Origin of the sequence: Aquimarina sp. Aq78 (assembly GCF_900299525.1) — a bacterium.
GTDB lineage: Bacteria > Bacteroidota > Bacteroidia > Flavobacteriales > Flavobacteriaceae > Aquimarina.
Genome location: NZ_OMKA01000001.1, coordinates 294,136 through 307,827, shown reverse-complemented (window position 1 = coordinate 307,827; position 13,692 = coordinate 294,136). Strand labels below are relative to the sequence as shown.

At 32.3% G+C, this 13,692-nt stretch carries 10 protein-coding genes; 3 read left to right on the top strand and 7 right to left on the bottom strand.

The features are described 5' to 3' along the window. Positions 1 to 28: 28 nt before the first annotated feature. Positions 29 to 2,065, bottom strand: coding sequence for a sensor histidine kinase (locus DG435_RS01310; RefSeq protein ID WP_106794171.1), 2,037 nt, complete (start codon positions 2,063 to 2,065; stop codon positions 29 to 31). A 134-nt stretch (positions 2,066 to 2,199) separates the two neighbouring features. On the opposite strand from DG435_RS01310, the gene DG435_RS01305 reads away from it, so the two are divergent. Together DG435_RS01305 and DG435_RS01300 are read left to right on the top strand one after the other, a co-directional pair. After that, on the top strand, positions 2,200 to 3,060 hold the full coding sequence (locus tag DG435_RS01305) for a hypothetical protein (protein WP_106794172.1): 861 nt from the start codon (positions 2,200 to 2,202) through the stop codon (positions 3,058 to 3,060). Positions 3,061 to 3,072: 12 nt separating this feature from the next. Then, on the top strand, positions 3,073 to 5,307 hold the full coding sequence (locus DG435_RS01300; protein WP_106794173.1) for an FAD/NAD(P)-binding protein: 2,235 nt from the start codon (positions 3,073 to 3,075) through the stop codon (positions 5,305 to 5,307). Positions 5,308 to 5,388: 81 nt separating this feature from the next. On the opposite strand, the gene DG435_RS01295 is transcribed toward DG435_RS01300, so the two are convergent. The 3 genes from DG435_RS01295 to DG435_RS01285 form a co-directional block, all read right to left on the bottom strand. Further along, positions 5,389 to 5,619 carry a hypothetical protein gene (locus DG435_RS01295; protein ID WP_106794174.1) on the bottom strand — a complete coding sequence of 77 codons (231 nt, stop codon included), beginning with the start codon at positions 5,617 to 5,619 and terminating at the stop codon, positions 5,389 to 5,391. Positions 5,620 to 5,793: 174 nt separating this feature from the next. Next, positions 5,794 to 6,234, bottom strand: a complete 441-nt coding sequence (locus DG435_RS01290) for a GNAT family N-acetyltransferase (protein WP_106794175.1) — start codon at positions 6,232 to 6,234, stop codon at positions 5,794 to 5,796. A gap of 28 nt (positions 6,235 to 6,262) precedes the next feature. Continuing rightward, a complete protein-coding gene (locus tag DG435_RS01285) occupies positions 6,263 to 8,911 on the bottom strand; it encodes a DUF5916 domain-containing protein (RefSeq protein WP_106794176.1) in 2,649 nt (882 codons plus the stop codon). Positions 8,912 to 9,044: 133 nt separating this feature from the next. Here DG435_RS01285 and DG435_RS01280 point away from each other — a divergent pair, with 133 nt between their 5' ends. Continuing rightward, complete coding sequence (locus DG435_RS01280; protein ID WP_106794177.1) at positions 9,045 to 9,935, top strand: LysR family transcriptional regulator; 891 nt, start codon at positions 9,045 to 9,047, stop codon at positions 9,933 to 9,935. Positions 9,936 to 10,079: 144 nt separating this feature from the next. On the opposite strand, the gene DG435_RS01275 is transcribed toward DG435_RS01280, so the two are convergent. The 3 genes from DG435_RS01275 to DG435_RS01265 all read right to left on the bottom strand — a co-directional run bounded on the left by DG435_RS01275 (position 10,080) and on the right by DG435_RS01265 (position 13,671). Beyond that, positions 10,080 to 11,408, bottom strand: a complete 1,329-nt coding sequence (locus tag DG435_RS01275; RefSeq protein ID WP_106794178.1) for a S41 family peptidase — start codon at positions 11,406 to 11,408, stop codon at positions 10,080 to 10,082. A gap of 531 nt (positions 11,409 to 11,939) precedes the next feature. Continuing rightward, entirely contained in the window at positions 11,940 to 12,650 is a 711-nt protein-coding gene (locus DG435_RS01270; protein ID WP_106794179.1) for a LytTR family DNA-binding domain-containing protein, read from the bottom strand. Further along, the gene (locus DG435_RS01265) at positions 12,625 to 13,671 is read right to left on the bottom strand and encodes a sensor histidine kinase (protein ID WP_106794180.1); all 1,047 of its coding nucleotides are present in this window, start codon (positions 13,669 to 13,671) and stop codon (positions 12,625 to 12,627) included. The genes DG435_RS01270 and DG435_RS01265 overlap by 26 nt, the downstream gene beginning before the upstream one ends. Between the last annotated feature and the right edge of the window lie 21 nt (positions 13,672 to 13,692).

The following is a 13,692-nucleotide window of genomic DNA, read 5'->3' as shown; positions in this document are numbered from 1 at the left end:
GATTTCATTAGAAAGCTTTTAAAGAATATTAATTTTCAGCTTTTTCTAAGTGATCTTTAGATTCAAAAGAGATAATAAATTTGGTTCCTATACCTAATTCGCTTTCACAGTGAATTTCGCCATCCATCGACTCGATATATTTTTTCACGATGGATAATCCTAACCCAATAGATGCCTCGCCTTCTGTGGGTTGTGCGCTAAGTCTCTGAAATCTACCGAATAGTTTCTTTTGATCCTCTTCGCTAATACCGGGCCCTTGATCTTCTACCACAACATATGTTCTTTCATCATACGATTTTACATGCAAAGCCACTTTACTCCCTCGTTCAGAAAACTTAATGGCATTAGACACCAAATTTTCTAACACCTGGATCATATAATTTTTATCCACTTCTACAAAGTGATTCCCTGGTTGTGATGTAGTGATCATTTCAATCTCTTTATCCTCAGCGGTAAGACGAAAACATCTTACCACATAGTTAACCAATTCTTCCAAATCAATAATCTGATTCTTTAGTTTGACCCTATTTGTCTCTAAAGCGTGTATGTTTAAGATACGACCTATCATCTGTGAAAGACGATCTGCCGAGTTGTCAATTTCGGTTAAATACGATTTTTGATCATCGGTCAAGTGTAAAGAGGTAACATCAATTAGTTGTATTAATAATCGTATATGGCTCAAAGGGGTTCTAAGGTCATGAGCAACTACATTTACCAGCATATCCTTTTCCTTGTTAAGGTTTACTAGTTCTTCGTTTCGCATGGCTACCTCTGCAGTTCGTTCCTTGACCTTTTTTTCAAGTACTACATTTTGTTCTTGAATTAATCTTTCATTTTCTTTGGCTGCTAATAGCGCTTCTAATTGTGCATCTTCTTTTTGCTTTTTGTACATATTAATCCGATCACCTAATGCAAATGAAAGCAGTAAAACTTCTAAGGCAGAGCCAATCTGCATTGCATTTAAGTATGTCATAACAAAAGTCAGGTTTAAAGACTCTAGGATAGCAAAACAAATACCAATGATAAGTGCTCCCCAAGCTAATAAGTAATATTTAGCAGGACGATATCCTTTTAACTTAAATCGAATACCTAAGATAAGAAAGTATGATGCCATGATTAACAACCCTCCCTGTGATAATTTCAGGCCTTCAATTTTAAAACCTAGTAACACAAGAGCACATACCAAAATACCAATAACAAGAAATACCATGGATCCCTTGTGCATAGTAGAACCAGATTCTTTAGTGTTTAAAAATTTTTGGGTAAATAAAGTAGCAGTAATCATAGTCAAGCCAGAACTAACAACCACAATTTGATTAATGAAAGGGGTATTAGGCCAAAAATATTCAAAGAAATAACCAAATACTGAAGCCATAAACCAAGTAATACTAAATACATAAGCAATGTAATAGAGGTATATCCTCTCTCTGGTCGAAAAATATAAAAAGAGATTATATAGAAAAATCAACAGCATAAACCCAAAATAGATCCCCTGCAGAAAGTCCAAATCATGCTCATAATCTAAAAAGTTGGGTAGTGTTCCAACTCGAAGCGGGAAAAACAAAGGTTGATCACTCTTTACCCTAAGGTAAAAAGTTCGTGTACTATTTACATCAAAATCAAGAGCAAATAGATAATTACCTACTTCAATTTCTCTGGTGTTAAAAGGTAAGTCATCACCAGTATGTCTGGTAGAAATTAATTGATTTGTCTCATCAAATTCATAAAGTGATATAGAATCTATGAACGCCGAACCTACATTCAGATAAAAATCGCCCGGTATGGCCTTAGTAATTCTAAATTTTAGCCAGTAAGCGGAAGCTGTACTAGAGAAATTTATGGTTTCTTGAGTATATGCTTTAAACTTGGTTTCAAGGTTATTATTTATAATTTCTTCAAGAGATAGTCTAAGCGAAATATCCTCCAGATACTGCGTTTGTTTACCTATATCTCGCAATTCTGTCGAATCATCATCTAGAAAAATAGTAGTTTGGCAAAATACACTAAAAGGAGACAACAATATAACCAATAAGAAGCTTAAATAATATTTGAAATAAGTTGTCATTCTTAATGTTTAATGTTTTGAGGTATTATTTTTTACTCAACAAAGAAATTTTATAAATTATACTACTTCAATTTCCAAAAATACCTTGTATATAACAATTTTACTTGTAAGTTTATAAACCTTTTTACTAATATATGAACAAACTTGAAATACTTAAGGAAAAAGCCAAAGGAATTGTACTTCATGTCTCTGATAACCCACAAGGGCGCTATCAATTACGTTACGAGTTCTACCAAAAATATGGAAATCCTCTGACTAAAGGAAACGAAGGACTGGGAAATTCTGAATTAGCATTTATTAACTGGGAAATAAAAAGAGGAACGCTCAATCCTATGAATGCAGGACATCCTGGTAGTCCATGGTGGAGAGCAGTAAGTAGCCATTTTTTGTATTTGGCAACACTGGCCCAATTAATTAATGAATCGGGGCAGACATTTCCGGATCTACCTACCCCTGTAACTTTTTGGCTTGATTATATCAATACACCCAATGAATGTACTTGGTATCGGGCTCATAACTCAAGTATTATATCAGGCTATCAAGTCGCAGATTCTCTAGCATATAAAGAAAATATTTACGAGCAATATTTTATCAATATTGTGCTTTATCGTGTATTGTATGCTCAATCAATGGTTGAAGGTGTGAGTTTTGGGATTTTAGGTAAAATATTTGGTAATCCTCGAGGCTCTGCGGTTTCTATACTAACAGATATAGAAGCCTTTTACCCAAGTCATTACCCGTTATCAAAAAAAGATATTAAATACGTTACTCATCGTGCACATAATCTAACTGGATTGATTGAAGACATTTTTGATAAGCTTTTCATCATACCACACTTAGATGAGTTATATACCGAAGCAGCCAAATGGAACAACTCTCCGATAGTATTGAAGTATATCAAAAATAACAAACCACTCTACCCAATTAGTCAGAGTGAAATCAGTTCGGCACATTTCAATACAAAATTAACAACTAAGAAAATTCATACTCTTTAAAATTAATAATCAATGCAAAACTCACAAAACAAAAAGAAAATTGCCATACTAGGTAGTGGTATGTCATCGCTTACGGCCGCTTATGAACTTAGCTCTTACGAAAACTGGCAAGATCATTATGATATCACCATTTATCAAATGGGTTGGAGACTAGGAGGTAAAACTGCTACTGGTAGAGGTCCAAACGAAAGGATTCAAGAGCATGGTATTCATATTGCTCAGGGATGGTATGAAAATGCATTCCGATTGATACAAGATTCGTATAAAGAATGTGAAAAGCATAACCTGATGCCTGATAGCCCCTTTAAATCCTGGGATGAAGCTTTTGATCGGGAAGATACCACACTACTCACCCACTTTGACCCTAAGACAAATCAATGGATCAAAAAGAATATCATTTTTCCATCTAATGAGTATATACCTGGTCAAGGAGGCCCCCTACCCTTTTCAGCCATTATTCACAAAGCAGTAGGTCTAGTCGCCGAAATTTTGTTTGGCACAGATCCAAACAAGGATAGCCTAATAAATATGGCTTCTGAATCTGCTAAAGAAATCAAAACACCAGAGTATCATCCACTTTGGGCTAGTTTCAAATCTAAATTTGAAGCGTTTGTAAAGGACAAACTCTTTAAACATGAAGGTGAAAAGCTATTGAATTATGTAGCAGAATTAGTTGAAAACCTGACCAATGAGGATCACAATGATGCGCAACGAAAAGAGCATCACTCTATGATCAAAGAGCTACTCGACTTACTTTCAAAATGGGTGACTAAGCTTATTGATTCGATAGCCGATCACAACGAGTATTTCTATTGGTTAGCTGTATTTGTAGAATTTGGACTTGTGAATATGAAGGGAACATTTGAAGATGTATATAACCCAGAAACACATGAGCTGGACTATGAACGTATCAATAATCTAGATTACCGAGAATGGCTCAAAAACCATGGAGCAAGTGAACGATTGCTGAGTTCTGCTATGGTTAGATTTCTCTATACAGGAACGTTTCACAACCTCACAGGATCTGATCAGCAAGGTAGTCTGGCCGCTGGGGTTGGACTTCATTTTCTAACAAATTCTGCAGGTTATAAAGGATCTTTTGTCTGGAAATTTAAAGCAGGAACTGCAGATACCATGATCACTCCTATTTATTTGGTACTTAAAAACAGGGGGATAAAATTCAAGTTTTTCCATAAAGTTGAACAGGTACATTACTCTAATTCTGGTGAAATAGAAAAAATATCTATGGCAGAACAAGTCACTTTAAAAAATGGTGCCTATACCCCTACTTATAAGTTTAAAAATCTAGATGTATGGCCAGGAGAACCACTTTATGATCAAATAGATGACCAACAAGCCAAGGCACTTAAAGAAGGGCAATATGATCTTGAAGAATCCTGGTGTGGCTGGGAAAATGTGGGTCAGGTTTCCTTAGAAAAGAATAAAGATTTTGATTATGTAGTTTTAGGTATACCCATTGATGTTTTAGGCGGAAACGAAGGTATTTGCAAGGAAATCATTGATAATAACGTGGCATGGCAGAATATGTACAATCACGTTAAAAGTATCCCTACCATGTCCATGCAATTATGGATTAAACCTACGTTAAAAGAATTAGGTATGAATTTACCAGATTGGGGATTTCCTGAAGGGTCATTACCTAACTTGGTGACTTATGCAGATCCTCAATATTCTTTCATAGATATGTCACAGGTAATGCCATATGAAGATTGGAAAGATGATGAACCCGGAGTATTAATATACTATACAGGATCGTTTCTGGATCCAGAAGTGATACCTCCATTCTCTGATCATAAGTATCCCCACGAGCAATTGGAACGTATTATGCGTGTTTCAGAACAATGGTTAAGAGATAAAATGGGCTGGTTTTTCCCTAATGCTACCACACTAGAATATCCAGAAGGAATGAAGTTTAGCGTAATCCATGATTTTTCGAAAAATGCCAATACAGATTATAGTAGGTTAAAAACTCAGTTTTTCCGTGCTAATGTAAACCCAACAGATAGATACACATTATCGTTACCGGGCTCTAACAAATATCGCCTTAAAGCTAATGAATCTGGTTTTGATAACCTTATCATCACAGGAGATTGGATTAATTTTGGTGTTAATGTGGGATATTATGAGGGTGCTATCATTGCAGGTCTTCAGGCTGGTCAAGTGGTACGTAACAAACTTGGATTACCAAACGAAACTGAAATTTTTTCTGGTATGAAATTGAAATAATAAAATTTAATACTTTTCATCATAGTACAAAAAAAGTCGGTTAAATTTTTAATCGACTTTTTTATAATTTGTTATAATATATTAAGCACATAAAGAATCAAGAGTACTAATAAGCAGTTTCAATGCATCTCTCCATTTTTTTGGAATTAATGGAATATTGGCTATTAATCTAACTATACCTCCTATTTTATTCCATATTTGACATAGTTTTGAAGTTATGTCCAATGATTTCAGGTTTAAATCTGATTCTAATTCATCTAAATTTAAACTCTCTATTTCTTTATTTACTGATTCAAATGTTAATTCTGACATCTCTTTTAAATTTTAAATTAATATTAGAACCCAAGATATAAACAACTACATATCAACACAATACCCATTAAAGTGTATATATAGCAACTTCATTGCTTACACTTTACTACTTCATTCCTGTAGTCAATATATTTTGTAATATTGATTTTTATTACTCTTCCATTTATTTTTTCATTAACATTTTTTAAGTGTTTTTTGAAAATGAAATCCCAATATTTTAAGCCCTTGGTTAAAATAAAATTTGTGAGATCTGCTATTTTCAATATAAGTGTTCAATCCTATAGCTTCATAATCATTTTTTAATGCCCAATCTTCTATAAAATTGAAGAATGCTTTTCCATAGCCTTTGGATTGTATTTTAGCATCAATTATAACATTATCCAATTCTAATTGTTTACCAGAATATAATTTGGTGAATGCCCAACAGCCAATTAATCCTTTCAAAGATCCTTTCAAAAAAAGCCCAAAGCATTGATATGCGTTACTCTCTAACATTTGTTCCAATCTTTGTTTTAAAACTTCACTTTCCTTACTTGGATTTAATTGTTTAATTAGGTCTAACATTTCGTCAAAACTACTTGCATCAACTTTCTTGAAGATTATTTCAGGTTTCATATGCTATATTTTAGTTTTTACAGATTTTTTAGAAAAAACGATACGTTGCTTTTATCAAAAAGGTATTATTGGGTTGTTTACTAAAAATCTGATTATCAAAACTTCTATACAAACTCCCAGTTGGTCTTCTGTAATCGGTAATACCTTGCGCCCATACCAAGAATATTTCTGAGCCTGGTTTGTATTCATATCGCACCACAAGATTTGACCTAAATTGCGCAAATGAAAAATCAGGAATATTAAAACTATAATCTACAATAGCATCCAAAGTTTCATCAACATCATAAGTATTATTCTGTGCATTATAATAAATTTGATCTTCAGAAAATAGTGCTAGTTGCTTACTTTGTGATCTAGCTAAAGGATCATTCATATATCCAAAATCATTATATACTCCCTTAGAAATATATGGTTCTGCATAATATTGAATAGATAAATTGGGGTTAATGGTATAGTTAAGTCTAAACGCCAAACTAAAGGTATCTTGGTCTAGTTTAGACAGAATATAGCGTGGAGAACCATTAAAGTCATTAGTTTCATTAAACTGTAATCGATGCTTAATCATAGTATATCTCGGAGAAACCGAAACACTCAATTGATTTAAAGGCTGGTAGGTAATTTTGAGTCCGTTTTCTAATAAGAAATAACTATCCTTATTTCCAGTTTTTGTCCATCCATCAAAACTAAGTGATATTTTTTTTCTAGAATCTGTTCCTAATGCCCACCAAGCACCATATTGATCTGGCAAATATATTCTTGGCCCGCCTTGCAACAATGATTTTGAATAAATATGGGGTTGATGAAAAAATCCTAAAGTAGCGTTCCAATTGTTTTGAAATGTTCCTCTCGCTTCTACATCCCAATCAATATAATTCAAATTACCTTCAAAATCCCATTTTAGCCAATGTTGATAAGCTAACGTAGCTTTTCTAAACTTTCCAAAAGGTTGTAAAGAACGATATGTAACACCGGTATAGTTTTGAATATCGTCGGCTTCACGCATAAAACCAAGGTCATTCAATTCTAACTCTGGCGAGCGCCAAGTAATCCCTGTTTCAAACTTAAAATGTCCCTGTCCTGCTTTTCCGAATTTGATATCACCTCCTGTTCCCGTAAGCGAAGTTTTTGTCGAATCTACAGCGACATGTCCAGCATCTGTACGCTGAAATAAATGCGGAATAGAAAGTTGTGTTCTTAATATAGCTGCTTCGTTTCCTTCGACATGGCTCATAACAACATTTGTGCCCAAATACCAAGTTCTATTTTTCCATTGATGCAAAAAATCAATCCCCGCAGTTGTAGAAGATTTATGTAAGAAATTAGTATTCTCATCCAAATTTCTCATCGTTGATGTTACAATACCACCCAAAAAAGTATTACGATTGTTGAAGTCCTTTTGCACACGGCCAACAAAATAATTGGTAAATGGTTCTATGAGTTCTTCTCTTTCTACTCCGTTTGTATCTATTTTTACGTATTCGTTGGCAGTCATACTCTCCATAATACCGATGGACCAGCCATTCTTAGTTTTTCCGCTAAATTTCACAGCTCCTAATATGGTGGTTCGCTCGGGTGAATCAACAAATTCTCCTGCTATGGTTTGAGTAAAACCTTGTGGACTTCTACCAATGCGTCTGGAATAAAAGAGATTATCGCTACTAAATGATCCACCAACTATTGGGTTAGAAAATTGGTAGTTAAAAATGTTCTTATTCTCAACAAAAAATGGACGCTGTTCTTTAAAAAACAATTGAAATCCATCTAATGCAATTGCCGCAGGATCTGCTTCTACTTGCCCAAAATCCGGGTTAATGGTAAAATCCAAAGTTAGATCATTAGTAATGCCTACTTTTCCGTCTACTCCTGCATTAATTGATGTTATATTTTTATCACGATAAGGATTATTAGGTTCTTTTTCAAAAGTTTCCAAAGATGTTACTACAAAAGGTTGAATTTCAAATTGCTTTTGAGGTTTTATATTTTTTAAACCATGTAATTCTCCAAATTCACTTATCCAGCCAGAAGCATCAATAGGAACACGCTGCCAAACAGATATCTCATCATTTTTAAAATACTTCCTTACCATCTGAAGTCCCCAAACTTGATTTTCTACTTTACCAAAACGTAACTGGCTCAAAGGGATTTTCATTTCTGCCGTCCATCCTTCCTTTGTAATGGCACTTTTCACATACCAAATAGGATTCCATGTAGCATCTTCATTTTTGCCATTTAGCGTTATTATTTTATCACCTTTAACTCCTGCAGCGGTTACTGTAAAAGAAAAGGCCGAACGCAAATCATGGTAACTATCAAAAATGATTTCAATCCAATCACCTTCAAAACCGTCACGCCTCGACATCCAATTTGTAATCCTATCGGGTTGTTTATCAAAATTTTTGATGCCAACATATACATATTTTGAATCGTAGTATATTTTAAAAGAAGTGTCTTCTGAAGGCGAAACATTTTCTGTTGGTTCTCTTTGAATAAAATTTGACTCCCAGTTATTATTATTACTCCAAATCGCATCTTCTAATTTTCCGTCTATAGTAGGAATTTCGGTTTCAGAAATTCTTTGAGTATTGTAAGTTTTTTTAGAAATGATTTGTTCTTGTTGAGAAAACATAACAATAGGAATACTGAAGAATATTGATAGTACAATTATAAATTTTTGCATGGTTTTGATATTTATTCAAGCCAAAATTATTGTAGCAAGTACTGTTATACCAGAAAGTTGGTTGAATGCTTTAATGACTATAGTTGAAAAATTCTCAACTACAGCAATGACATATGTGTTGTATCTTTGAATTATGGAATTAAAATATTTTAGACTTATAAAAACAATTGCAGAAGAAGGCAGTCTTGCTAATTCTTCAGAACGTTTGTTTCTCACTCAGTCAGCATTAAGCCACCAGTTGAGAGATTTAGAAGAACGTTTAGGGTTTAAAGTATTTCTTAGAAGTAGAAATAAGTGGGAACTAACAGATGAAGGTACAGAGCTGTATAAACTTGCGAATAAGCTCTTTAGTTCTATAGATGAAAGTTTTAGCAATATAGAGCATATAAAAGAAGGTTCGAGAGGATCTATTAAGTTAAGTGCAGAGTGTCAATCTTTTTTTCATGCGATTCCAGGGTTTATTCAAAAAATGGGAATTCTATATCCCGAAATTGATATTGATTTAACTTTTGGTGCAAGACATCAGACGATATCACAAGTTCTGTCTAATGAAATAGATATAGCTATTGTAACTACAAAACCGGCTTCTGAAGAATTGACAAGTATTAAAGTATATGATGATGAAATTTTTGCTGTAATGCACCAAGAAAACCCTCTAAACTCTTATGACTATTTGGATGCGAGTCATTTTTCTGATGTTCATTTAATCATTAATTCCTTTCCTCTGGAAGGTGTCTCGGTATATGAGCATTTTTTGAAGCCTAATAAAACCAATCCTAAGAAGATATCTGCCATTCCATTTACCGAAATTACCTTATCAATGATCGAGGCAAATATGGGTATCATGTGTGTACCAAAGTGGCAGCTAAAATCGTTCAAACTATCAAATGATATTATTTTTAAACGAATTAGTAAAAATGGGTTAAAACGTAATCATTATTTAGTTGTTAAAACATTAAACAGAAACAGAAAATATATTCATGATTTCATCTCAAACTTCGAAGAAGATTTTTTAAACTTATAATGCTTATAAATAGTATCAAAACCTTATTTATGGATAAAGAGAAAATGACTTTGTATAGTTGAAAACAGGAAACTTTTTGGATTATTTCTTTTTAAGCTATTTACTATATTTAAAACTATAGATGCTCTGCTTACCATAAAATGTTTAATTTTTATCTTTTGTATACGTGTCGGATCTACCATAGACATTCTTTGTCATTAATCCTTCGACCTGATCATTTGTTCTTAAGAATAGTATCCTCACATCTGTAAGTTTTCCATATTGAAAGGTTGAATTATCAATTGGAGTTAACTTAACCTTTGAGTCAGGCGCATCACTTTGGTAATATAACACGCCGTTTTCTAAACTAATACTTAGCTCTGCATATGTCCCCACATAATTTTCTAAAGAGGATAGAGGAACATTTACTGGAGTTTGGACTGCTTTTAAAGTACCAATATGCCAATCATAAAAATCATTTCTAAAAGCATCTGTATTAACGCCTTTTAATGAATCTAAAGCTTTTAAGCGAGCAGATATTAGTGCATCTTTTTCAGAAGTTTTTATATGAGGAATAACCCCTACTCCTTCCCAATTTGAATTCGTAATTGGGTTAATTGCTCGCCCTGTAGAGGTCCAAACTTTGAATTTATTTGATACCTGGAACGATTCACCTGGATGTGCTCCTCCTCCAGAATTTTCACCAATGATCATAGCACGTTTTAAGTGTTTTAAATTATATGAAAACTCTTCTGCCGCAGAAAATGTACTGCTACTAGTTAGTATATATAATTGTACATCTGGCAATCTTTTTCCTGGAACATATGGTAAAGTCCAAAACTGTTCACTTGTTTCATCTATTCTATTATAGAATGTATTTAAATGGATAGCGTCACCCTTAAAAAAATAGCTGGATAATAACTGAACCATCTGTGGATAACCTCCACCATTATTTCTTAAATCGAAAATTATAGCATCTGTATTGCTTAAAAAATTCATTGCAGAAATTACAGCTTCACTAGCATATTCTGGATCACGAAAACCTCTAAAATTTATATATCCAATATTTCCATCGAGGATTTTAACTTCTTTAAACGTAAAGTTATCTCTCTTCTCCATTTCCATCATTTTTTCAAGAAACTTCTCACGGTCTTCAGCACTCATTTCTGTTTGTTGCCCTCTTGGATTTTCAGGATTATAAAAAACTCTTAAATGTTTATCATGATTTATTGATTGTACATCCTTTGTAAGAATTTTTGCTAGCTCTTTTGGGTTATTTACCCCCCTATAATGACCATTTCTTAAATTACTATTAATCAATTCTACTATTGCATTCGCAATTTCTGGAAATACATATTTTTCTTTTATTACTTTTCCAACTGCATGGATTGTTTCTCTAATTTCTTTTGTTGTTAATTCTTCAGTATTGTTTTGAGAATAGCCAATTATAAAGGCAAAAAGAAAAAAGAAAATAAGTGTTTTGCGTTTTTTCATTTTTTTAAATCGTCTTATAAAGTGTTATCTTTAAATTTCTATTCGACAAAAATGAATAAAGCTATTTATGTTTTAAAATGATATAGATAAACTTGACACCTTAATAGACGTTTTATAGGATTCTGTCTATTTATAAAAAGTTAACTATTTGTATTAGTTGATTAATTATAGAGAAATTTTTTCCAATCAAGCTTATCTACGTTTATATACTAATACTCGCAAATAATTATGGAGCCAACACTAAAAATGATATCTATTTTGCAGAGTATGAACATATTGTTTATTACAAAAATGGGTTTTATGATAAAACAATAAGATCTATTGAAAAGGCCTATACCTATGGAAAATATTTTAAAGACAGCCAAAGTCTAAAAAAAACATACAAAGTTGCTAAAGCCAAATTAGACTCAATACAATCATCAAAATTGTAGAGCATAAAGCAGTGAATAATTGAAATAGAATCGAAAATCCAATCATGAAAGTGGTTGGATTTCATTATATATTAAAACAATTCTCCATGCAAAATTATACTTATAAACGCCCAATAAATTTATTACCTATAATAGATTTATAAACTTCATTGCGAAGTATCCTACTAATTTTAATTTTATGATCTCCGATATAAATTAAATTCCCCTCAAGTTTTTTGATATGACTTAATCCTACTAAATAATATCGATGTACTCTTATGAATTTTTCTTTTGGGAGTTCTTCTTCTATATGCTTTAAAGAAACAAGTGTTAGGTATTTATCATGAACTGTATGAATCTGAATATAATCTTTGGCTGTTTCTATAAAAGTGATGTCATCAATAAAAACTTTGATAATCATCCCGTTACACTTAATAAAAATATAGTTTTTAGCCGCTTTACTTTTCTCTCTTTTATCGTCATCAACTACTATTTTATTGACAGCTTTAAGAAATCTACTATAAGAAAAGGGTTTTAACAAAAAATCAATAACATTAAGTTCAAAACCATCCAAAGCAAATTCACGATGAGCCGTTGTAAATATCACTTGAGGAGCATCTTGAAATGATTCTAAAAGTTCTATTCCCGTCATGTCTGGCATCTGTATATCTAAAAACAGAATATCTATAGAATTTTGTTTCAAGAACTCTATCGTCTCTATTGCAGAAGCTAATGATTTTACATGTTCTAAAAATGGCGTTTGAGATACAAAATCCTCTAACCCTTTTCTCGCAAGAGGTTCATCATCAACTATTAAACATTTCATTTTCATTTAGCTGTATTTTTAAATGCACTATAAACATAGAATTATTACGTTCTATATTAAATAAGTGCCTATTTGGGTAAATTAGTTCTAATCTCCTTTTTACATTAGCTAATCCTATACCTTTATTTTCTATATATGGTTTCTTAACACTTTCATTTGAAACCGTATTTTCAACTTTAAAGCTCAATGTATTATTATACTCTATTGTAGATTCGATATGTATCCGATATCCTTTACTGCTTTGTCCATGCTTAAAAGCGTTCTCAACAAGAGGTAGTAAAAGCATTGGGGATATTCTAAAATTCTTTTGATGATCAGGAAAAGAATACTTTACTGTAACAAGATCTTCATGTCTTACTTTTTCTATATCTATATAATTGGTTAAGTTTTCGAATTCGTGCTCTAGTTCAATACTTTTTTTATTCGCTTCATATAATTGATGACTTAATATTTCTGAGAATTGAAGTAACATTTTTTTACCGCTCTTTAGATTTTTATCCAGCATGATATAAATACTGTTTAAGGAATTAAAAAGAAAATGTGGGTTGATTTGATTTTTGAGTAAGTTCAATTCTGTTTCTAATTGCTTTTGCTCTATTTCTTTCACCGATTGATCCTTTCGATACCATTCATCTGTTAGAAATAAAGTCATTGATAACCCCAATGATAAAATAACCTCAGTCACAATAGCAATTTTCCCTGGAATACTTGCAAAAAAATCTGATGTCGGTAAATAGATATTTACATATTTAAAATAGAAAGATAAATAATAAGATGTGACAATAGTAATAATGGTAATCGCTAAGATCAGTATTAGCACATAGTTAATGATCTTTTTTTTCAACAAAAATTTTGGCATTAAAACATAAAGATTGAGATAAACCAAAATAGTATATGGGATAAAGGTAAATACATTAGTCTTTAGATTTGCCAATATATCCTTATGATAATTAAGATCATGTACACTCCATAATAGGAGAAATAAACCCCAAAAAATAATATGCTTGACAACTTTATCGAAGTTCATAATCTATTTAAATACAAGACA

Excerpts from the sequence above, each read along its gene's own strand:
- DG435_RS01310 (WP_106794171.1), bottom strand. The coding sequence starts at position 2,065 with ATGACAACTTATTTCAAATATTATTTAAGCTTCTTATTGGTTATATTG.
- DG435_RS01305 (WP_106794172.1), top strand. The coding sequence starts at position 2,200 with ATGAACAAACTTGAAATACTTAAGGAAAAAGCCAAAGGAATTGTACTT.
- DG435_RS01300 (WP_106794173.1), top strand. The coding sequence starts at position 3,073 with ATGCAAAACTCACAAAACAAAAAGAAAATTGCCATACTAGGTAGTGGT.
- DG435_RS01295 (WP_106794174.1), bottom strand. The coding sequence starts at position 5,619 with ATGTCAGAATTAACATTTGAATCAGTAAATAAAGAAATAGAGAGTTTA.
- DG435_RS01290 (WP_106794175.1), bottom strand. The coding sequence starts at position 6,234 with ATGAAACCTGAAATAATCTTCAAGAAAGTTGATGCAAGTAGTTTTGAC.
- DG435_RS01285 (WP_106794176.1), bottom strand. The coding sequence starts at position 8,911 with ATGCAAAAATTTATAATTGTACTATCAATATTCTTCAGTATTCCTATT.
- DG435_RS01280 (WP_106794177.1), top strand. The coding sequence starts at position 9,045 with ATGGAATTAAAATATTTTAGACTTATAAAAACAATTGCAGAAGAAGGC.
- DG435_RS01275 (WP_106794178.1), bottom strand. The coding sequence starts at position 11,408 with ATGAAAAAACGCAAAACACTTATTTTCTTTTTTCTTTTTGCCTTTATA.
- DG435_RS01270 (WP_106794179.1), bottom strand. The coding sequence starts at position 12,650 with ATGAAAATGAAATGTTTAATAGTTGATGATGAACCTCTTGCGAGAAAA.
- DG435_RS01265 (WP_106794180.1), bottom strand. The coding sequence starts at position 13,671 with ATGAACTTCGATAAAGTTGTCAAGCATATTATTTTTTGGGGTTTATTT.